The organism is Nocardioides sp. cx-173, assembly GCF_021117365.1.
Taxonomy (GTDB): domain Bacteria; phylum Actinomycetota; class Actinomycetes; order Propionibacteriales; family Nocardioidaceae; genus Nocardioides.
Map to the genome: position 1 here is coordinate 1,973,362 of NZ_CP088262.1, position 20,562 is coordinate 1,993,923.

Annotated in this window: 23 protein-coding genes; 22 read left to right on the forward strand and 1 reads right to left on the reverse strand. The window is 72.6% G+C overall.

Going from position 1 to position 20,562, the window contains the following annotated elements; translation table 11 throughout:
- The first annotated feature begins 11 nt into the window (after positions 1–11).
- The 19 genes from LQ940_RS09575 (at position 12) to LQ940_RS09665 (ending at position 17,074) form a co-directional block, all read left to right on the forward strand.
- The gene (locus LQ940_RS09575; RefSeq protein ID WP_231243778.1) at positions 12–539 is read left to right on the forward strand and encodes a hypothetical protein; all 528 of its coding nucleotides are present in this window, start codon (positions 12–14) and stop codon (positions 537–539) included.
- Positions 536–829: a DUF6167 family protein gene (locus tag LQ940_RS09580; protein ID WP_231243779.1), complete on the forward strand. Its 294-nt coding sequence runs from the start codon at positions 536–538 to the stop codon at positions 827–829. The genes LQ940_RS09575 and LQ940_RS09580 overlap by 4 nt, the downstream gene beginning before the upstream one ends.
- A complete protein-coding gene (alaS, locus tag LQ940_RS09585) occupies positions 829–3,516 on the forward strand; it encodes an alanine--tRNA ligase (protein WP_231243780.1) in 2,688 nt (895 codons plus the stop codon). The genes LQ940_RS09580 and alaS overlap by 1 nt, the downstream gene beginning before the upstream one ends.
- Entirely contained in the window at positions 3,516–3,977 is a 462-nt protein-coding gene (gene ruvX / locus LQ940_RS09590) for a Holliday junction resolvase RuvX (RefSeq protein ID WP_231243781.1), read from the forward strand. The genes alaS and ruvX overlap by 1 nt, the downstream gene beginning before the upstream one ends.
- Positions 3,970–5,163, forward strand: coding sequence for an endolytic transglycosylase MltG (gene mltG, locus LQ940_RS09595; protein ID WP_231243782.1), 1,194 nt, complete (start codon positions 3,970–3,972; stop codon positions 5,161–5,163). The genes ruvX and mltG overlap by 8 nt, the downstream gene beginning before the upstream one ends.
- A 12-nt stretch (positions 5,164–5,175) precedes the next feature.
- The gene (locus tag LQ940_RS09600; RefSeq protein ID WP_231243783.1) at positions 5,176–5,979 is read left to right on the forward strand and encodes a shikimate dehydrogenase; all 804 of its coding nucleotides are present in this window, start codon (positions 5,176–5,178) and stop codon (positions 5,977–5,979) included.
- A complete protein-coding gene (locus tag LQ940_RS09605) occupies positions 5,976–6,680 on the forward strand; it encodes a prepilin peptidase (protein WP_231243784.1) in 705 nt (234 codons plus the stop codon). Before LQ940_RS09600 ends, LQ940_RS09605 begins: the two co-directional genes overlap by 4 nt.
- A gap of 40 nt (positions 6,681–6,720) precedes the next feature.
- Positions 6,721–7,899: a chorismate synthase gene (gene aroC, locus LQ940_RS09610; RefSeq protein WP_231243785.1), complete on the forward strand. Its 1,179-nt coding sequence runs from the start codon at positions 6,721–6,723 to the stop codon at positions 7,897–7,899.
- Positions 7,896–8,390 carry a shikimate kinase gene (locus LQ940_RS09615; protein ID WP_442939784.1) on the forward strand — a complete coding sequence of 165 codons (495 nt, stop codon included), beginning with the start codon at positions 7,896–7,898 and terminating at the stop codon, positions 8,388–8,390. Before aroC ends, LQ940_RS09615 begins: the two co-directional genes overlap by 4 nt.
- Positions 8,387–9,499: a 3-dehydroquinate synthase gene (gene aroB, locus LQ940_RS09620; protein ID WP_231243786.1), complete on the forward strand. Its 1,113-nt coding sequence runs from the start codon at positions 8,387–8,389 to the stop codon at positions 9,497–9,499. The genes LQ940_RS09615 and aroB overlap by 4 nt, the downstream gene beginning before the upstream one ends.
- A complete protein-coding gene (locus LQ940_RS09625; RefSeq protein WP_231243787.1) occupies positions 9,496–9,924 on the forward strand; it encodes a type II 3-dehydroquinate dehydratase in 429 nt (142 codons plus the stop codon). The genes aroB and LQ940_RS09625 overlap by 4 nt, the downstream gene beginning before the upstream one ends.
- Before the next feature lie 121 nt (positions 9,925–10,045).
- Positions 10,046–10,609, forward strand: coding sequence for an elongation factor P (gene efp, locus LQ940_RS09630; protein ID WP_231243788.1), 564 nt, complete (start codon positions 10,046–10,048; stop codon positions 10,607–10,609).
- Positions 10,610–10,622: 13 nt separating this feature from the next.
- Entirely contained in the window at positions 10,623–11,024 is a 402-nt protein-coding gene (gene nusB / locus LQ940_RS09635) for a transcription antitermination factor NusB (RefSeq protein ID WP_231243789.1), read from the forward strand.
- A 13-nt stretch (positions 11,025–11,037) separates the two neighbouring features.
- Entirely contained in the window at positions 11,038–11,829 is a 792-nt protein-coding gene (locus tag LQ940_RS09640) for a DUF1206 domain-containing protein (RefSeq protein ID WP_231243790.1), read from the forward strand.
- A gap of 27 nt (positions 11,830–11,856) precedes the next feature.
- The gene (locus tag LQ940_RS09645) at positions 11,857–13,233 is read left to right on the forward strand and encodes a dihydrolipoyl dehydrogenase family protein (protein WP_231243791.1); all 1,377 of its coding nucleotides are present in this window, start codon (positions 11,857–11,859) and stop codon (positions 13,231–13,233) included.
- 44 nt (positions 13,234–13,277) lie between these two features.
- On the forward strand, positions 13,278–13,922 hold the full coding sequence (locus LQ940_RS09650; protein WP_231243792.1) for a hypothetical protein: 645 nt from the start codon (positions 13,278–13,280) through the stop codon (positions 13,920–13,922).
- A 49-nt stretch (positions 13,923–13,971) separates the two neighbouring features.
- Positions 13,972–15,387, forward strand: coding sequence for a MinD/ParA family ATP-binding protein (locus tag LQ940_RS09655; RefSeq protein WP_231243793.1), 1,416 nt, complete (start codon positions 13,972–13,974; stop codon positions 15,385–15,387).
- A gap of 81 nt (positions 15,388–15,468) precedes the next feature.
- Complete coding sequence (locus LQ940_RS09660) at positions 15,469–16,479, forward strand: NADPH:quinone reductase (RefSeq protein WP_231243794.1); 1,011 nt, start codon at positions 15,469–15,471, stop codon at positions 16,477–16,479.
- A gap of 37 nt (positions 16,480–16,516) precedes the next feature.
- The gene (locus tag LQ940_RS09665; RefSeq protein WP_231243795.1) at positions 16,517–17,074 is read left to right on the forward strand and encodes a type 1 glutamine amidotransferase domain-containing protein; all 558 of its coding nucleotides are present in this window, start codon (positions 16,517–16,519) and stop codon (positions 17,072–17,074) included.
- An 85-nt stretch (positions 17,075–17,159) separates the two neighbouring features.
- On the opposite strand, the gene LQ940_RS09670 is transcribed toward LQ940_RS09665, so the two are convergent.
- Entirely contained in the window at positions 17,160–17,570 is a 411-nt protein-coding gene (locus tag LQ940_RS09670; protein WP_231243796.1) for a PPOX class F420-dependent oxidoreductase, read from the reverse strand.
- A gap of 119 nt (positions 17,571–17,689) precedes the next feature.
- Here LQ940_RS09670 and pyrR point away from each other — a divergent pair, with 119 nt between their 5' ends.
- From pyrR to LQ940_RS09685, 3 genes are read left to right on the forward strand one after another with little or no spacing between them, the layout of a single operon-like run.
- Positions 17,690–18,280: a bifunctional pyr operon transcriptional regulator/uracil phosphoribosyltransferase PyrR gene (gene pyrR, locus LQ940_RS09675; protein WP_269217242.1), complete on the forward strand. Its 591-nt coding sequence runs from the start codon at positions 17,690–17,692 to the stop codon at positions 18,278–18,280.
- Positions 18,277–19,245 (forward strand): aspartate carbamoyltransferase catalytic subunit, encoded by a 969-nt coding sequence (locus LQ940_RS09680; protein WP_231243798.1) that lies wholly within the window; start codon positions 18,277–18,279, stop codon positions 19,243–19,245. Before pyrR ends, LQ940_RS09680 begins: the two co-directional genes overlap by 4 nt.
- Positions 19,242–20,528, forward strand: a complete 1,287-nt coding sequence (locus tag LQ940_RS09685; RefSeq protein ID WP_231243799.1) for a dihydroorotase — start codon at positions 19,242–19,244, stop codon at positions 20,526–20,528. The genes LQ940_RS09680 and LQ940_RS09685 overlap by 4 nt, the downstream gene beginning before the upstream one ends.
- Positions 20,529–20,562: the final 34 nt, after the last annotated feature.

Consider the following 20,562-nt stretch of genomic DNA (forward strand, 5'->3'; position numbering starts at 1 on the left):
GGTCGACGACTGTGAGCGAGGACTGGACCGTGCCGGCGTGGACCATCGTGTCCGCGCTCGTCGTCATGCTCCTGGTGGTCGGCGCCCTCGCCGTCGCCACCGTGCGCGGGCGTCGCCGCGCGCTCCGCGACCGGGCTGCGGCGCAGGCCGAGGCCGAGGCCCTTCGGACGCAGGTGGCGGAGATCGAGCGGCGCTTGGACACCGCGGTCGCCACCGCCCCGGTGACCGCCCCGGCGGACGACACCGACTACGTCATCACCCGGATCGGGGAGCCGGCGGCGCTCTCCACACCGGTGCCCGCCGTCGCCGCGCCGCTGTTCGCCGACCTGGTGCTGCGCGAGAGCGTCGTGCAGGCGGCGTCCCTGGTGTCGGGGCTGCGCCGAGCGCTCGCCCCCGAGGCACGCCACCGGATCCGCTTCGAGATGAAGCGCGAGGTCAAGCGCTCGCGCAAGCAGCGCCGCGCGGACCTCAAGGAGGCCAGGCGGGAGCGGGAGGCGCGTCAGCGCGCCGGCCTCGACACCGAGGACCCCGCCGCATGAGGCGCGGCCTCTGGTTCGTCGCGGGGGCCGGGGCCGGGGTCTACGCCATGGTGCGTGGGCGCCGCGCCGCCGAGGCCCTGACCGCCGACGGACTGCGCGACCGGGTCGGCGCCGCCGTCGTGGGCGCCCGGATGTTCCGCGACGAGGTCGCCCAGGGCAAGGCCGACGCGGAGTCGGACCTGCGCGAGCGACTCGGTCTCACCCCCCACGGGACCCCCGAGCTCACCGGCCCGGCACCGCACGACTCGACCACTCAGATCACCACCCAGGACAAGGAAGGCACCAGCTGATGGACACCGCGGAGATCCGCCGACGGTTCGTGGCTCACTTCGAGCGCAACCAGACCGTGGGGGCCCACCAGGCGGTGGCATCGGCGTCGCTCCTGCTCGACGACCCGAACCTGCTGTTCGTCAACGCCGGCATGGTGCCGTTCAAGCCGTACTTCCTCGGCCAGGAGACCCCGCCGTACGACCGCGCGGTCAGCGTCCAGAAGTGCGTGCGGACCCCGGACATCGAGGACGTCGGCAAGACCACGCGCCACGGCACCTTCTTCGAGATGTGCGGCAACTTCTCCTTCGGCGACTACTTCAAGGAGGGCGCCATCGAGCTCGCCTGGGACCTGGTCACCAAGTCCCAGGCCGACGGTGGCTTCGGCTTCGACGAGGGCGTGCTGTACCCCTCGGTGCTCGACGGCGACGAGGAGGCGGTGGCGCTGTGGAGGCGGATCACCGGCCTGCCCGACGACCGGATCGTGCGCCTGCCCCCCGCCGAGAACTACTGGAGCATGGGCGTGCCCGGGCCCGGCGGCCCGTGCAGCGAGATCCTCATCGACCGTGGCCCCGCCTACGGCGCGGAGCGCGACTGGGACGCCGGTGACCGCTACCTGGAGTTCTGGAACCTGGTCTTCATGCAGGACGAGCTCAGCGCCGTGCGCAGCAAGTCGGACTTCGACATCTCCGGCACCCTGCCGAAGAAGAACATCGACACCGGCATGGGCCTGGAGCGGGTCGCGTACCTGCTGCAGGGCAAGGACAACATGTACGAGATCGACGTCATGTTCCCGGTGATCGAGCGGGCCATGGCCCTGACCGGTCGCACCTACGGCACCAGCCACGAGGACGACGTCCGGTTCCGGGTCGTCGCCGACCATGTCCGCAGCTCGATGATGCTCATCGCCGACGGCGTCACGCCCGGCAACGAGGCGCGCGGCTACGTCCTGCGGCGACTGCTGCGCCGCGCCGTCCGGTCCATGCGCCTGCTCGGCTACGAGGACCCGGCGCTGCCCGAGCTGCTGCCGATCAGCCGGGACAAGATGGGGGAGACCTACACCGAGCTGCACCGGGACTGGGACCGCATCGCCCGCGTCGCGTACGCCGAGGAGGAGGCGTTCCGCAAGACGCTGCAGGCCGGCACCCAGATCTTCGACCTCGCCGCGGGTCAGGTGAAGGCCAGCGGCGCCACCACGCTGTCCGGAGACCGCGCCTTCGCGCTGCACGACACCTACGGGTTCCCGATCGACCTGACGCTGGAGATGGCCTCCGAGGCCGGGCTCAGCGTCGACGAGGCCGGCTTCCGCGCGCTCATGACCGAGCAGCGCGAGCGGGCCAAGGCCGACGCCCGTGCCAAGAAGGGCCAGCACGCGGACACGACGGTCTACCGCGGCATCCTCGACGCCCACGGCCCCACCGAGTGGCTCGCCTACGAGACCGACGAGACGGAGTCCAGCGCGCTGGCGCTGCTCACGGGCGGCGCTCCGGCCACCTCGCTGGCGCAGGGCGAGGTGGGCGAGCTCGTGCTCGACCGCACGCCGTTCTACGCCGAGTCCGGCGGTCAGGTCGCCGACGCGGGCACCATCGAGTTCGACGGCGGCCGGCTGGAGGTGCTCGACGTGCAGCGCCCGGTGCGCGGGCTCGTCGTTCACCAGGTGCGGGTCGTGGACGGGGAGTTCACCCCAGGCTCGCTGCTGCACGCCAAGGTCGACCGCGACTGGCGCGTCGGTGCGCGGCAGGCGCACTCGGGCACCCACGTCGTGCACGCCGCGCTGCGCCAGGTGCTCGGCCCCAGCGCGCTCCAGTCGGGCTCCTACAACCGTCCGGGCTACCTGCGGCTGGACTTCGGCTGGACCTCCGGTCTCTCGCCTGCGCAGGTTCATGACATCGAGCAGGTCTCCAACGAGGCGCTGCGCGCCGACCTGCCGGTGCACTGGCAGTACATGACCCTGCCCGAGGCCAAGGAGTGGGGCGCGATCGCCCTGTTCGGCGAGACCTACGACGACCAGAAGGTCCGCGTGGTCGAGATCGGCGGCCCCTGGTCGCGCGAGCTCTGCGGCGGCACCCACGTCTCGCACGCCTCGCAGATCGGCACCATCGTCGTCACCGGTGAGTCCTCGGTCGGCTCCGGCAACCGCCGCATCGAGGCCTTCACCGGCGTCGAGGGCTTCGCCTACCTCGCGCGTGAGCGCGACGTGGTCGACCAGCTGACCGGCCTGCTGAAGACCCAGCCCGACGACCTGGTGGGTCGCGTGAGCGACCTGGTCGAGCGCCTGCGCCAGGCCGAGAAGGAGCTGGAGCGGGGCCGGCTCGCCCAGCTGCTCGCCGGCGCCGGGCAGCTCGCGGCGTCCGCGACCAAGGTGGGCGACGTCAACGTCGTGGCGCAGCGCGCCGACGGTGCCGGCGGAGCGGACGTGCGCACGCTCGCCCTCGACGTCCGCAGCCGGATGAGCCCCTCGGAGCCCGGGGTCGTCGTGATCGTCGGCTCCACCGGCTCCGGGGCGGACGCCAAGGTCGCGGTCGTGGCCGCAGTCAACGACGAGGCCCGCGCGCGGGGGCTCTCGGCCAACGCGCTGGTGCGGGCCGTGGGGCCGCTGCTCGGCGGCCGGGGCGGCGGAAAGGACGACGTGGCCCAGGGCGGCGGCACCGATGCGTCGCGCATCGACGAGGCGCTGGCCCTGGTCCCGGTCGAGGTGGCTCGCAGCTGATGCGCTCCGGCGTACGGCTCGGCATCGACCCCGGGGACGCCCGGATCGGGGTGGCGCGCAGCGACCCCTCGGGCTTCCTGGCGACGCCGGTCGAGACGGTACGGCGCGGCAAGGGGGACCTGCGCCGGATCGCGCAGATCCTGGCCGAGGAGGAGGCCGTCGAGGTGGTCGTCGGCCTGCCCCGCTCGCTCTCCGGCGGGGAGGGCCCGGCGGCGGCCAAGGTGCGCGAGTTCGCGGCGCGGCTGGCCCGCGCGGTGGCGCCCGTCCCCGTGCGGCTGTGCGACGAGAGGCTGACCACCGTGTCGGCGGAGGCTATGCTGCGCGACCGTGGCCAGAAGGGCCGCAAACGGCGTGCCGTGGTGGACCAGGCGGCCGCCGTCCTGATCCTGCAGCACGCGCTCGACACCGAACGCGCCTCGGGGCTCGCACCGGGTGAGATCGTGGAGGAGACCCATGAGTGAGCCGATGAACCAGTCCGCGGCCGACCGGGCCGACGACCCCGACCTCGACGAGGGCTCCTTCGTGGACGACGTCTACGAGCCCCGGCCGGGCGGCCGGCGCCGCAAGCGACGCGGGGTCTCGGGCTGCCTGCCCGTGCTGATCGTCCTGGCCGTGCTCGGCGGTCTGCTCTACGTCGGAGTCACCCAGGGCGTGGACTTCGTCAAGGACCAGTTCGGCGAGGCCGAGGACTACCCCGGCCCGGGCTCCGGGCAGGTGAGCTTCGAGGTCAGCTCCGGCGACACCGCGACCGACATCGGCCGCAACCTCAAGGACCAGGGCGTCGTGGCGTCCGTGGACGCGTTCGTCAGCGCGGCCAACGGCGAGCCCAAGGCGGGCGGGATCCAGGTGGGCTTCTACTCGCTGAAGAAGGAGATGGCCGCCGAGGACGCGCTCGCGATCCTGATCGAGCCCGGCAACCTGGTCACCAATGCCATCACCATCCCCGAGGGCCTGCGAGTCGTCGACATCGTCGACATCCTCGCGGAGAAGACCGACTTCAAGCGCGGGGCGTTCGAGAAGGCGCTGGCCCAGCCGGGCAAGCTCGGCCTGCCCGGCTACGCCGAGGGCAACCCGGAGGGCTACCTCTTCCCCTCGACGTACTCCTTCGGTCCCAAGGACACCCCGGCGTCCATGCTCAAGGCCATGGTCGACCGCTGGAAGCAGGCTGCCGAGGACGCGAACCTCGAGGCCGCCGCTGCGGAGTTGGACCTGACCCCCCACGAGCTCATGACCGTGGCCAGCCTGGTTGAGGCCGAGGGCCGCGGCGACGACATGCCCAAGATCGCGCGCGTGATCTACAACCGGCTGGCCGACCCGAGCGGGCCGACGGTCGGCAAGCTGCAGATCGACGCGACGGTCAACTACGCCCTGGACCGCTCGCTCGTGGCCATCCCGACGTCGGAGGACCTGAAGGTCGACTCGCCGTACAACACCTACGAGGTGGTCGGCCTGCCGCCGGGGCCGATCGAGGCGCCCGGCGACGCGGCGATCCAGGCGGCCAGCAAGCCCGCCGACGGAGACTGGCTGTTCTACGTCACGGTCGACCTGGAGACCGGCGAGACCAAGTTCACCGAGAGCTACGACGAGTTCCTCGCCTACAAGCAGCAGCTGCGCGACTACTGCGCCAACGAGTCCGACCGCTGCTGAGCGGCCGCCGTCATGAGGTGTGCCGTCCTGGGCGACCCGATCGCCCACTCGCTGTCGCCGGTGCTGCACCGGGCCGGCTACGAGGCGCTGGGTCTCGACTGGACCTACGACGCGGTGCGGGTGGGGCTCGGCGAGCTCGCGGCGCAGCTGCGCCCGGAGGCGGGCTGGCGCGGGCTCTCGCTGACGATGCCGCTCAAGCGGGAGGCCATGGGACTGGCCGACGAGGTCACCGAGCGGGCGCGGCTGGTCGGTGCCGCCAACACGTTGGTGCTCGGTGACGGCCGGATCTCGGCGGACAACACCGACCTGCCCGGCGCCGTGGCCGCCGTCCGGGAGCGGTACGACGGTCCGGTACGGGCCGGCACCGTGCTCGGCGGCGGCGCGACGGCCGCGTCCACGGGCCTGGCCCTGTGTGAGCTGGGAGCCGGCACGGTGACGGTGCTCGCCCGGTCGCCGGAGCGGGCGCAGGAGACGCTCGACGCGATCGGCAGGCACCCGACCGCCCCCGAGGTGCGGGTCGGCTCGCTCGACGACGTACCGACCGGCGACGTGCTGGTCTCGACCATCCCCGCCGGGGCCCAGACGCCAGAGCTCGTGGGGCGAGCCGCGGGGATCCCGGTGTTGTTCGAGGTGCTCTACGACCCGTGGCCGACCCCGCTCGCGGCCAGCGCCGGGTCGCGACCGCTGGTCGGCGGCCTCGACCTGCTCGTGCACCAGGCGGCCGTGCAGTTCGAGCTCTTCACCGGACGGCCGGCCCCGCTCGACGCGATGCGCGCCGCGGGAGAGCGGGAGCTGGCCCAGCGGTCCAGCGCGTGAGCGAGGTCCCCGCGGGCCTGCTCCTGGCGATGGCCGCCTGCGGTGTCCTCGGGCTGCTCGTGCCGGAGCTGGTGCGCCGGGTGCCCGAGCCGGCCGTCGCCGACGACGCAGCGCCCAAGGAGACCTACGCGGCCATCGGGGACCGCCCCGGCCTGGCCGGCAGGGCCGCGCTCGCCTCCGCCGTCGCCGGCGCGGTGATCGGGGCAGCGGTGGGCGCGCAGTGGCCGCTGCTCTACCTGGTGCCGCTGGTCCCGATCGGCGTCGCGCTGGCGGTCATCGACTGGCGCACGCGGCTGCTGCCCACGCGGGTGATCGCGCCGGCGTACGTCCTCACCGTCGCGCTCGTGGCGGTGGCCACCGCCGTCACCGGGGACGTCGACGACCTGGCGCGGGCCGGCTGGGGGTGGGCCATCAGCGGCGGCTCGTTCCTGCTGCTGTGGTTCGTGCACCCGCGCGGGCTCGGCTACGGGGACGTGCGGCTCTCGGGCGTCCTCGGGATCGCGCTGGGCTACCTGGGCTGGGGCGAGCTGGTCGTCGGGATGTACGCCGGCTTCCTGCTCGGCGGGGTCGGCGGGGGTCTGCTGGCGCTGCTGCGGGTCGTGGAGCGCCGCGCCTTCCCGTTCGGGCCGTTCATGCTCGTGGGCGCCCTCGTCGGCGTCGCCGTGGGCGACCGGGTGCTCCGCAGTCTCGTCGGGGGGTGACCGGCGCGGGCGTCGGGGTCGTCAATGAAAGACTGACCCCATGCTGCGTTGGCTCACCGCGGGCGAGTCCCACGGCCCCTCCCTGGTCGCGATCCTCGAGGGGCTGCCCGCCCATGTCCGGGTGACCTCCGACGACATCGCCGACTCCCTGGCCCGGCGACGCCTCGGCTACGGCCGCGGCGCTCGGATGAAGTTCGAGCAGGACCAGGTCACGCTCACCGGAGGGGTGCGCCACGGGCTCACCCAGGGCGGTCCGGTCGCCCTGCAGGTGGGCAACACCGAGTGGCCCAAGTGGGAGAAGGTCATGTCCGCCGACCCGGTGGACCCCGTCGAGCTCGAGGCCATGGCCCGCAACGCCCCGCTGACCCGGCCCCGCCCGGGCCACGCCGACCTGGCCGGCATGCAGAAGTACGACTTCGACGACGCCCGCCCGATCCTGGAGCGGGCCTCCGCCCGCGAGACCGCGGCGCGCGTGGCGCTCGGTCGGGTCGCGAGCAACTTCCTCGAGCAGGCCACCGGAGCCCGCATCGTCTCGCACGTCATCGAGCTCGGCGGTGTCCGCGCTCCCGACGGGTTGTGGCCCGAGGCCGACGACGTGGCGCGCCTCGACGAGGACCCGGTGCGCTGCCTGGACCCCGAGACGTCCGCCGGCATGGTGGCCGCCATCGACCAGGCCCACAAGGACGGCGACACGCTCGGCGGGGTCGTCGAGGTCGTCGTGCACGGGCTGCCGCCGGGCCTCGGCTCGCACGTCCACTGGGACCGCCGTCTCGACTCCCGCCTGGCCGGGGCGCTCATGGGGATCCAGGCGATCAAGGGCGTCGAGGTCGGGGACGGCTTCGCGCTCGCGGCCACGCCGGGCTCGCTGGCCCACGACGAGATCGTGCCGACCGAGGAGGGCATCCGGCGTACGTCGGGCCGCTCCGGTGGCACCGAGGGCGGCATGACCACCGGCGAGGTGCTGCGCGTGCGCGCGGCGATGAAGCCGATCGCCACCGTGCCGCGTGCGCTGCGCACCGTCGACGTCGCGACCGGGGAGGCGTCCGTGGCGCACCACCAGCGCTCCGACGTGTGCGCGGTCCCCGCCGCGGGGATCGTCGCGGAGGCCATGGTGGCGCTGGTGCTGGCCGACGCCGTCGTGGAGAAGTTCGGCGGCGACTCGGTGCAGGAGACCCGCCGCAACGTCGCGAGCTACCTCGAGACGCTGAGGTTCCGGTGAGCGTCGTCCTGGTCGGGCCCATGGGGTCGGGCAAGTCGACTGTCGCGCCCCTGCTCGCCGAGGCGCTCGGGGTGACCGTCCGCGACGTCGACTCCGAGATCGAGGCCCGCGAAGGGCGCTCGATCTCCGACATCTTCGTCGACTCCGGCGAGGATCACTTCCGTGAGCTCGAGCGGGCCGCCGTCCGCGAGGTGCTGGCCGAGCACGACGGGGTCGTGTCGCTCGGCGGGGGAGCGGTGCTCGACCCCGAGACCCGCGAGCTCCTGGTCGACCACCGGGTCGTCTTCCTGCGGGTCGGGCTGGCCGAGGCCGTCAAACGTGTGGGCCTGGGCACCGGACGCCCGCTGCTGCTCGGCAACGTCCGCTCGCGGATCAAGGCGCTGCTCGACGAGCGCGCGCCGGTCTACGCCGCCGTCGCCGACCTCACCGTCGACACCGATGAGCGCACTCCCGAGGACATCGTCGCCGAGATCGAGAAGGCCCTGCCATGAGCGCCACCACCAGCGACCGCGTCCTCCACGTCGGCGGCGCCTCGCCGTACGACGTCGTGGTCGGCGCGGACCTCGCCGGACGGCTCCCCGCCATCCTGGGCGAGGAGGTGCAGCGGGTCGCCCTGCTCTGCGCCGGGGAGCTCGTCGAGCACGCGCAGCCGGTGCTCGACGCGCTGCGCGAGGAGTACGACGTGCTCGTGCTCGGCCTGCCGGAGGGGGAGCGCGCCAAGACCGCCTCGGTCGCCAACGACTGCTGGGAGGCGCTCGGCGAGGCCGGCTTCACCCGCTCGGACGCGGTGGTCACCTTCGGCGGCGGCGCCACGACCGACCTCGGCGGCTTCGTGGCCGCGAGCTGGCTGCGCGGAGTCCGCGTCGTCCACGTGCCCACCACGCTCCTGGCAATGGTCGACGCCGCCGTCGGCGGCAAGACCGGCATCAACACCGGCGCCGGCAAGAACCTCGTCGGTGCGTTCCACGAACCCGCCGGCGTCCTGTGCGACCTGCGGCTCCTGGAGTCGCTGCCGCGCGAGGAGCTCGTCGCCGGGCTGGGTGAGGTGGTCAAGTGCGGCTTCATCGCCGACCCCGAGATCCTGCGGCTGGTGGAGACGACCGATCCGGCGGCGCTGACGCCCGGCTCCGAGGTGCTGCGCGAGCTGGTCGAGCGGGCGATCGCGGTGAAGATCGACATCGTCGTCGCCGACCTGCGCGAGACCGGCGGGACCGAAGGCCACCCGGGGCGCGAGGCGCTCAACTACGGGCACACCCTCGCCCACGGCATCGAGCGCGCCGAGGACTACGCCATCCGGCACGGCGAGGCGGTCGCGATCGGCTGCGTCTACGTCGCCGAGCTCGCCCGCGCCGCGGGGATCCTGGCCCCCGAGGTCGCCGACCGCCACCACACCGCCTTCGCACGGGTCGGGCTGCCGACGACCTACGGTGGCGGCGACTTCGACGAGCTCCTGGCCACCATGGCGGTCGACAAGAAGGCGCGCGGCTCGCAGCTGCGGTTCGTCGTGCTCGAGGACATCGGGAGGCCGGTCGTCCTGGCCGGCCCCTCGGAGCAGGACCTGCGCGCGGCCTACGACGTGGTCACCGGCGGCCGGTCGTGAGGACGCTGGTGCTCAACGGCCCCAACCTGGGACGGCTGGGACGGCGCCAGCCCGAGATCTACGGCACCACCACGCACGCCCAGCTGGCCGAGCAGTGCCTGGCCTGGGGTGCGGCGCTGGGCCTCGAGGTCGAGGTCCGCCAGACCAACCACGAGGGCGTGATGCTCGACTGGCTCAACACCGCGGCCGACGACGGGGACGCCGTCGTCCTCAACGCCGCCGCGTGGACGCACTACTCCTACGCGCTCCTCGACGCGTGCGCCCAGCTCACCGCGCCGCTCGTCGAGGTGCACATCTCCGACCCGCTTCAGCGCCCGGAGGAGTTCCGGCACACCTCCGTGGTGACTCCCTACGCGGTGGAGGTCATCGCGGGGCACGGCATCGACGGCTATCGCCTCGCGCTCGAGGTCGTCGCGCGGGGCTGAGCGGGATGGACGGCGGGGCTCCGATAGGAGGGGTGACGGGGAACCACTAGACTCGTCGGCTGTTGCCCGCGAGATCTCCGGGCGGCGTACCGAACCCCCGAGCGAAGGCTGACACGCGCGCATGGCATCGACCAACGACCTCAAGAACGGCATGGTGCTCAACATCGACGGTCAGCTCTGGGCTGTCGTCGACTTCCAGCACGTGAAGCCGGGCAAGGGCCCCGCGTTCGTGCGGACCAAGCTCCGCAACGTCGAGTCGGGCAAGAACGTCGACAAGACCTTCAACGCCGGCACCAAGGTCGAGACCGCCACGGTCGACCGCCGCACGATGCAGTACCTCTACAACGACGGCACGTCGTTCGTGTTCATGGACACCGGCACCTACGACCAGATCGAGGTCCCGCCCGAGGTGCTGGGCGACGGCGCCAACTTCCTCCTGGAGAACCAGGAGGCCATCGTGGCGACCAACGAGGGCCGGGTGCTCTTCGTCGAGCTGCCCGCGTCGGTGGAGCTGGTCATCACGTTCACCGAGCCCGGCCTCGCCGGCGACAGCGCGACCGGCCGCACCAAGCCCGCGACGCTCGAGACCGGCCACGAGATCCAGGTCCCGCTCTTCATCAACCAGGGCGAGAAGGTCAAGGTCGACACCCGCGACTCGTCGTACCTGGGTCGCGTCAAGTCCTGATGGCGGTCGTCTGATGGGGGCCCGGTCCAAGGCCCGCAAGCGCGCTCTCGACCTGCTGTACGCCTCGGAGATGCGCGGGGAGTCGCCCACCGAGGCGCTCGACCGCGCCATCGCCGACGGCGAAGGCCCGACCAACGACTACACCGCCACCCTGGTGCGCGGCGTGGTGGCGCACCAGAGCGAGATCGACGAGCTGCTGGCGACCTACTCGGAGGCCTGGACGCTAGACCGGATGCCGGCCGTCGACCGCAACGTCCTGCGGCTGGGAGTCTGGGAGATGCTGTACGCCGAGGACGTGCCCGACACCGTCGCGGTCTCCGAGGCGATGGCGCTGGTCCGTGAGCTCTCGACCGACGAGTCGCCGCCGTTCGTCAACGGGATCCTGGGCGCTATTCAACGCAGCCGCTCGGCCTGACATGCTGCGGTCCATGAACGCCGACCGACACGACGCCATGGACACTGCGGGACGCATCGGGCTGGTGGCCTACGGGGTCGTCCACCTCATGGTCGGCTGGCTGGCGCTGCAGCTCGCCTTCGGTGACCGCTCGGGCGAGGCCTCGAGCAGCGGCGCCGTGCAGGAGCTGTCGGAGCAGCCGCTGGGCGGCTTCCTGGTCTGGGCGGTGGCGATCGGGATGTTCCTGCTGGCCATCTGGCGGATCCTCGACGGAATCCTCGGGCACGCCACCGACGACGACTCCGACCGCCTCAAGGCAGGGGCGGTGGGAGTCGGCAAGGCCATCCTGTACATCGCCGTGGGCATCAGCGCGGTGCGGGTGGCCACCGGCTCCGGCGGCGGCAAGGGCGGTGGGACCGACTCCACCACCGCCAAGGTCATGGATGTCACCGGAGGGCAGCTGCTCGTCGGCGCCGCCGGCCTCGCCGTCATCGGCTACGGCGCCTGGCTGATCTACACGGCCTGGTCGGAGCGCTTCTTGAAGAAGATCGACGGCGAGGACCAGACCGGCAACACCGGCACGGCGTTCAAGTGGTTCGGCAAGTCCGGCTACGCCGCCAAGGGGGTCGCGATCGGCGTGGTCGGCGGGCTCTTCGTCTACGCCGCCGCCACGCACGAGCCCCAGAAGTCCGGCGGCCTGGACCAGGCCCTGGTCGAGGTGCTGGACCAGCCGTTCGGGCCGGTGCTGCTCACGCTCGTGGCGCTCGGCATCGCCGCCTACGGGCTCTTCGCGTTCGCGCGGGCCAAGCAGGACTCGCCCAGCTGACGTTGACTCGCATGGCAGGCTGAGCGCATGGCTGCCACCGAGGTCGATGTCGTCGTGCTCGGGCTCGGGCCCGGCGGGGAGTACGCCGCCCAGAAGCTCGCCGAGGCCGGCCTGCGGGTCGTGGGCGTCGACAAGGGGCTGGTCGGTGGGGAGTGCCCGTTCTACGGCTGCATCCCCTCGAAGATGATGATCCGGGCCGCCGACTCGCTCGCCGAGGCGCGGCGTGCCGTCACCCTCGGGGGCGAGGTCGAGGTGACGCCGGACTGGCGGCTGGTCGCCGAGCGCATCGACAAGCAGGCCACCAACCACTGGGACGACAGCTCCCACGTCGAGCGCCTGACCGACGCCGGCGTCGAGATCCTGCGCGGCACCGGTCGGCTGGACGGCCCGGGCCGGGTGCTGGTCACGGGCACCGACGGGTCCACGCACGAGCTGGTGGCCGCGCGAGGCGTCATCCTGAACGTCGGCACGGTCCCCGCCACGCTGCCCATCGCCGGCCTCGAGGGTACGCCGTACTGGACCAACCGGGAGGTCGTGCGGCTCGCCGAGCTGCCGGAGTCGATCGTCGTCATCGGGGCCGGGCCGATCGGCTGCGAGCTGACGCAGGCGTTCGCGCGCTTCGGCGTGCGGGTCACCCTGCTGGAGGTGGCCGACCGGATCCTGGGTCCCGAGGAGCCCGAGAGCAGCGAGGTCGTGCACGGCGTCCTCACCGTCGAGGGCGTGGACGTGCGTGCGGGGGTGCGCATCGACAGCGTCGCCCACGACGGCGGCTTCCGGGTCGCGCTCGCCGGCGGCGAGGTCGTGAGCGCCGACCAGCTGCTCGTGGCCGCGGGCAGGCGCACCCAGCTCAGCGGGATCGGTCTGGAGACGGTCGGCCTCGCCGACGACCTCAAGGTCGTCGAGACCGACAAGCGGCTGCGGGCGGGGGAGCGACTGTGGGCGGTGGGCGACATCACCGGCAAGGGCCAGTTCACGCACGTGTCGATGTACCAGGCCGCCGTCGCCGTGCGCGACCTCCTCGGTGAGGACGGTCCCTGGGCCGACTACCGCGCCGTCAGCAGGGTGACGTTCACCGACCCCGAGGTCGGCTCCGTCGGGATGACCGAGCGACAGGCCCGCGAGGCAGGGCTGAACGTGGTCGTCAGCGTGGCCCAGATCCCCGAGTCCAGCCGCGGCTGGATCCACCAGGTCGGCAACGAGGGCATCATCAAGCTGGTCGGCGACGCCGACCGGCGGGTGCTCGTCGGCGCCTCCGCCGTGGCCCCGTCCGGTGGCGAGGTCCTGGGTCTCCTGGCGGCCGCCGTGCACGCCGAGATCCCCCTCGCGACGCTGCGGACGATGCACTTCGCCTACCCGACGTTCCACCGCGCCATCGAGGTCGCGCTCGCCGGGTTGGACAGCTGAGACCGATGTGGTTTGAGGGGCGGTCGGGTGGACACACTTCGCCCATGACCGTGACGTGGCGCGCCCTTGCCCTGGGCCTCGCCCTCGCGCTCTCCGTCAGCTCCTGCAGCAGCGACGCGGGGGAGCCCCAGGCCGCGCCCGAGACGCCGCAGCCGCCGACCCCGAGCAGCGAAGCCGTACCGTGCACGGTCGCGGGCTTCAGCCCCGAGGAGAAGACGGTGCTCCACCGGCGGAGCGCCGTCGTGCTCTACGCCGCGACCCACGAGATGTCGCCCGGCACCGCCGCCTCGGGCAAGGAGATGCTCAGCCGCTACGACCTGGCCCCCGTGCGGGTGACCTCCTCGTCGAGCGAGGTCCCCGAGGAGCTGCGCCGCGCGGTGCTCGGCGCGGCGGGTCCGGCCTGGCCGAGGTCCGGCCCGCCCCAGGAGTCGGGGCCGTTCTCCTACGACGTCAGCAACGACACGGCGAACCAGTTCCGACGGTTCGTGCGGTACCAGGGAGCCGGCGCGCTCCACGGCTCCTGGTCCGCGACGCGGTGCGGTGCGCCGTACAACGACGGCAGCCAGGTCGTGCGGCTGACCGGGAAGTTCAGCACCGTGTCGGTCCCTCAGCGGCCGCGCACCCACGTCTGCGGATCTGTGACGAGGGACGAGTACGACCGAGCCGCGACCCGTGCCTGCCGGCTCTGACCCCACCCAGCCTCACCCGAGACCCCTCGGCCCGAAACGGAGGAACCAGATGACCCAGCAGGACCCGCCGGTCCCGGAGGACTACGACATCTCCGACACCAGCGACCGTCTCTACACGCCCGAGGAGCTGAGCGCCTACACCGCGCAGCAGAACGCCGCGCCGGCGCCCGCGGTCCACGGCGACCCGCTGACGGACCCGCTGACCGACCCGCTGCCGGCGTACCAGGCCGGGCCTCCGGCCCCGTCGGCCCCGCCGGCCCCACCGGCCCCGCCTGCGCAGGCGGCACCGCCGGCACCGCCGGCACCGCCGCCGGCGTCCGCGCCCCTGGGCGCGCCCCCGATCGGACCGCCGCCCTCCGCGCCACCGCCCCCTGCGCCGTTCACCAGTGCGCCTCCGGCTCCTGCGCCTGCGCCGCCCACGGGACACCACAGCGCGCCTGCTGCTCCGCCCATCGGGGGCCCTGCCTCGGACCGCCCCGCCGGCACCAGCGCGCCGGAGCCCGACCTCAGCGACCCGGAGGTGCGCCGGTTCATGACGGCCACCGACTTCCTGGATCGCCGCGACAGCGAGAAGGAGCACGGCCCGGCCACGTGGGGCTGGCGCGGCCGCATGCGCCGGTGGACCGGCGGCCTGATCGCGCCGAAGATGGGCCCGGACGAGCTGGAGTATGAGGACAACCGCCGCGCCATCCAGCGCGACTTCGACGGCCCGCGCACGATCGCGTTCATCAACCCCAAGGGCGGTGCGGCCAAGACCACCGGCGTGCTGGCGGCCGGCTACACCTTCGGCACCGTGCGCGGTGGCGGCGTCGTGGCGTGGGACAACAACGAGACCCGCGGCACCCTGGGCATCCGCGGCACCCGCAGCTCGCACCGCAACACCACGCGTGAGCTGCTGGAGGACCTGGAGCGGTTCAGCGACGTCTACCAGTCGCGCATCGGCGACCTGGGAGCGTTCGTGCGCTCCCAGGGCGACGCGCACTTCGACGTGCTGGCCTCCGACGAGCGCCCCGACGTCACCGGGACGATCCGCGCGGACGACTTCAACGCCGTGCACCGCCTGCTGGAGCGGTTCTACCGCGTGATCCTGGTCGACACCGGCAACAACATGCGCGCCGAGAACTGGCTGGCCTCCGCCGACGCCGCGGACCTGCTCGTCGTCACCAGCACGGTGCGCGAGGACACCGGCTACAGCGGGCTGTGGATGCTCGACGCACTGCAGGACGCGGGCATGCAGAACCTGAAGTACAAGGCCGTCACGGTGCTCTCGGACCCCTCCCCGCAGGTCGACAGCAAGCTCGCGCACGACCTCGTGCAGGTCTACGAGCAGCGCACCCGCGCGGTCTACCGGGTGCCGTACGACTCCGCACTCGTCGCCGGCTCGATCGTCCCCTACGCCCAGCTCTCCGAGGCCACCAAGATGTCGTGGCTCAAGGCCTGCGCCGGCATGGCGGCCGCTCTCTGACGCCGACCCGTCAGAAACTTTCTGACGGGTCAGCGGGGACAGCGGGGAACATTGCGGGAGCTCGCGGACTTGGGGGTGAACATGCGCGCAGTCGTCTACACCGAGACCGGTCCCTCCTCCGTCCTGCACCTCGTCGATCGACCGGTGCCCGAGCCGGGACCGGGTGAGGTGCGGGTGCGTCTGGTCCGCGCCGGCGTCAACCCCACGGACTGGAAGTTCCGCACCGCTGCGTCGCTGGGCTTCGACGAGGTCGCGCCGGGGCAGGACGGGTCGGGCGTCGTCGATGCCGTGGGTGAGGGAGTCGAGGGGCTGGCGGTCGGGGACCGGGTCTGGCTGATCCTGGCCCAGTACGGCCGCCCCTACGGCACGGCCGTCGAGCTGACCGTCCAGCCGGCCGAGCTCGTCGTGCCCCTGCCCGACGGAGCGGGCTTCGACCTCGGCGCGAGCCTCGGCGTACCCGCCGTGACGGCGCACCGTGCGCTGACCTCGATGCAGTTCGGGCCGAGGCGGCTCGGGCCCGGGGCGCTCGAGGGACGCACGGTGCTGGTGGCCGGCGGAGCCGGCGCGGTGGGCAACGCGGCGATCCAGCTGGCCACGTGGTCGGGCGCGCGAGTCGTGACGACCGTCAGCAGCGACGAGAAGGCGGCGCTCGCGACCGCGGCGGGGGCCGACCACGTCGTCAACTACCGCACCGGTGACGCGGCGCGCGAGATCCTCGCGATCGCCCCCGACGGCGTCGACCTGGCCGTCGAGGTGGCCCCGGCTCAGAACAACGCCCTCGACCTGGCCGTCGTGCGCAACCACGGCACGGTGGCGATCTACGCCGACAACGGCGGGGAGACGTTCGACATCGAGATCCGCCCGACGTTCTCGCGCAACCTGAGCTACCAGTTCCTGCTGCTCTACACCCTGGACCGTGCGCTGGTCCGTGCCGCGGCCGAGGACATCGGGTCCGCGGTCGCCGCCGGTGCGCTGCGCGTCGGCGAGGACGCCGGGGTGCCCCTGCACCACTTCGCGCTGGAGGACACCGCGGCCGCGCACGACGCGGTCCAGGCCGGTGTGGTCGGCAAGGTGCTGATCGACGTCGGGTGAGGGTCATGTGCCCGGCGAGGGCTGGGTACCGGAAGTCATGACCGCAAACCTGACAGGCAAGAAGATCGCGTTCCTGCTGGACAACTCCGGTGTCGAGCAGCCCGAGCTGACCACCCCCTGGGAGGCGTTCCGCGCGGCCGGCGCCGAGACCACGCTCATCGCGCCCGAGGCAGGCAAGGTGCAGGCGTTCACCAACGACGTTGAGCAGGCCGACACCTTCGAGGCCGAGCTCGCGGTGAGCGACGCGGACGCCGACGACTACGACGCCCTGGTGCTGCCCGGCGGCACCACCAACGCCGACTCCCTGCGTCTGGACACCGACGCGGTCGCGTTCGTGAAGGCGTTCGCCGACGACGGCAAGCCGATCGCCGCCATCTGCCATGGGCCATGGGCCCTCGTCGAGGCCGACGTGCTCGACGGCAAGCGGCTGACGTCGTACCCCTCGCTGCAGACCGACATCCGCAACGCCGGCGGCTCCTGGGTCGACGAGGAGGCCGTGGTCTCGACCGAGAACGAGTGGACCCTCGTCACCAGCCGCAACCCCGACGATCTCGACGCCTTCGTCGAGGCGGCCTCCCAGGCGTTCACCGACTGACCCGTCCCCAACTCACCGCTCCGACCGCTGACCCGTCAGAAACTTTCTGACGGGTCAGCGGTGATTTCGTGCAGTTGGTGACGGGTCAGTCGGTGCGGGCGGCGCCCCAGCCGTGCCAGCGGTCGACCCGCATCCAGGCGCTGACGCGCGGGCTCTCGCGGTCGGGGTACGGCGAGCCGCCGTAGTGCGTGCTCAGCCGGTCGATGTCGGTCAGGTCCTCGTCGTCCTTGAACTCGACCACGGTGCCGAGCAGGGAGACGTGGGTGTACCAGTTGTCTGCGGCCAGGACCGTGAGCGAGACGCGGGGGTCGGCGCGCAGGTGGTTGAGGCGGACCCGGGTGTGGTCCATGTTGAGCAGCACCCGGTCGTCGTCCTCGAGCAGGTACCAGGTCGCCACCGAGACCGGCTGGCCGTCGGAACGGAGCGTGGCCACCACGGCCGGGTTGGGCTGTCGGAGCAGATCGCGTACGGCGTCGGGGAAGGGCAGGATTGCCACGAGAACCTCCTGAGGTGGGGAGGTCCAACGTAACCGCCGCTGACACGGTAGGGTGAAGCCCGATCGACATCCTTTAACGAGCCGTCCGGTGAGGCGGAGAAGGAGGTCAAGCGCAGCTCGTGTGTGCCCAGCCTGCAGGACAACCCGCCCCCGCCGAGACCACCGGCCGCGTGGTTCTCGACGCCCGTGACATCGCCCGGGCGCTGACCCGGATCTCGCATGAGATCCTCGAACGCAACAAGGGCGCGGGCGACCTCGTGCTCCTGGGGATCCCGCGCCGCGGTGTGCCCCTCGCCGTGCGGATCGCCGAGCGGATCTCGGCCGTCGAGGGCCTCGAGGTCCCCGTCGGCTCCCTCGACGTCACCATGTACCGCGACGACCTGCGGATGAAGCCCGCCCGGGCGCTGCTGCCCACCGAGATCCCCCAGGGCGGGATCGACGGCAAGGTCGTCGTCCTGGTCGACGACGTGCTGTTCTCCGGACGCACCATCCGCGCGGCCCTCGACGCGCTGAACGACGTGGGCCGCCCCGAGGCGGTCCGGCTCGCGGTCCTGGTCGACCGCGGCCACCGCGAGCTGCCGATCCGCGCCGACTTCGTCGGTAAGAACCTCCCCACCTCGCTGGTGGAGCGGGTGAGCGTCCGTCTGGCCGAGACCGACGAGGTCGACGCGGTCTCCATCGACGCCCCCACCGAAGGGAGCCCCGCATGAAGCGGCACCTGCTGAGCGCAGCCGATCTGACCCGCGACGACGCCGAGCTGGTCCTGCAGACGGCCGAGGAGATGCGCTCGCTCGCCAACCGCCCCATCAAGAAGCTCCCGGCGCTGCGCGGCCGCACCGTGGTCAACCTGTTCTTCGAGGACTCCACGCGCACCCGGATCTCCTTCGAGGCTGCGGCCAAGAGGCTCAGCGCGGATGTCATCAACTTCTCCGCCAAGGGCTCCAGCCTGTCGAAGGGCGAGAGCCTCAAGGACACCGCGCTGACCCTGGAGGCGATGGGCGCCGACGCCGTCGTCGTACGCCACGGCGCCAGCGGGGCACCGCACCGGCTCGCGCACTCGGGCTGGGTGCACTCCAGCGTCGTCAACGCCGGTGACGGCACCCACGAGCACCCCACGCAGGCCCTGCTGGACGCGTTCACCATGTGGCGCCACCTCGCCAAGGACGGCGGTGGCCTGGACGGGCGCCGGGTCGCGATCGTGGGCGACGTGCTGCACAGCCGGGTCGCGCGCTCCAACGCGCTGCTGCTGCAGACCCTCGGTGCCGAGGTCACGCTGGTCGCCCCGCCGACGCTGCTGCCGGTCGGCATCGAGACGTGGGGCGTCGAGACCTCCTACGACCTCGACGCGGTGATCCCCAAGGCCGACGTCGTGATGATGCTGCGCGTGCAGCGCGAGCGGATGAACGCCTCGTTCTTCCCGACGGCGCGCGAGTACTCCCGCCGCTATGGCCTCGACGGCAAGCGCATGCGCACGCTGCAGGACCACACGATCGTGATGCACCCCGGCCCCATGGTCCGCGGCATGGAGATCACCGCCGACGTGGCCGACTCCGACCGCTCGGTGATCGTCGAGCAGGTCACCAACGGCGTCGCCGTCCGCATGGCCGTCCTCTACCTCCTGCTCAGTGGCGCCGAGGGCGTCACGGGCGTCGACGAAAGCGAGAACGACGCGTGAGCGCGTACCTGATCCAGAACGTCTCCATCCTCGGGGCCGAGCCGACCGACCTGCTGCTGGACGGAGGCGTGGTCGCCGCCATCGGCGCCGAGGCGGCCTCGCCCGAGGCCGAGGTGATCGACGCCGCCGGGCTGATCGCGCTGCCCGGTCTCGTGGACCTGCACACGCACCTGCGCGAGCCTGGTCGCGAGGACGCGGAGACCGTCGAGTCCGGCACTCAGGCCGCGGCGCTGGGCGGCTTCACCGCCGTGCACGCGATGGCCAACACCGAGCCGGTCGCCGACACCGCCGGCGTCGTGGAGCAGGTGTGGCGGCTGGGCCGCGAGGCCGGCTACTGCGACGTCTACCCGATCGGCGCGGTCACCGTCGGCCTGGCGGGGGAGCAGCTCGCCGAGCTGGGAGCGATGGCCGACTCGGCCGCACGGGTCCGGGTCTTCTCCGACGACGGCAAGTGCGTCAGCGACGCGGTGCTGATGCGCCGGGCACTGGAGTACGTCAAGGCGTTCGACGGCGTCATCGCCCAGCACGCGCAGGAGCCGCGCCTGACCGAGGGCGCGCAGATGAACGAGGGCGAGCTGTCCGGGCGACTGGGCCTGACCGGCTGGCCGGCCGTCGCCGAGGAGGCGATCATCGCTCGCGACTGCCTGCTCGCCGCGCACGTCGGCTCCCGGCTGCACGTCTGCCACGTCTCCACCGCCGGCTCGGTCGAGATCGTGCGCGACGCCAAGCGCAAGGGCTGGGACGTCACCGCCGAGGCCTGCCCCCACCACCTGCTGCTGACCGACGACCTGGCCGAGACCTACGACCCGATCTACAAGGTCAACCCGCCGCTGCGCAGCACCGCCGACACCGAGGCGCTGCGCGCCGGACTGGCCGACGGCACGATCGACATCGTCGCCACCGACCACGCCCCACACCCCCACGAGGACAAGGACTGCGAGTGGGCGGCCGCGGCGTTCGGCATGCTCGGCCTCGAGACCGCGCTGTCGATCGTGCAGGAGACGATGGTCGACCCCGGCCTGCTCGACTGGGCCGGCGTCGCCGAGCGGATGTCCTACGCCCCGGCGCGCATCGGCCGGGTCGCCGACCACGGCCGCCCGATCGAGGTCGGCGCCCCGGCCAACGTGGTGCTGTACGACCCCGCCGCCCGCCGCACGATCGAGGCGTCGGAGTCGGCCTCGCTCAGCCGCAACACGCCGTACGCCGGCATGGAGCTGCCCGGCCGGGTGGTCGCGACCTTCCTGCGCGGCAAGGCCACGGTGCTGGACGGCAAGCTCGCCTGACATGGTGGGGTCCCGCCCCGACCGTAGGAGGAGC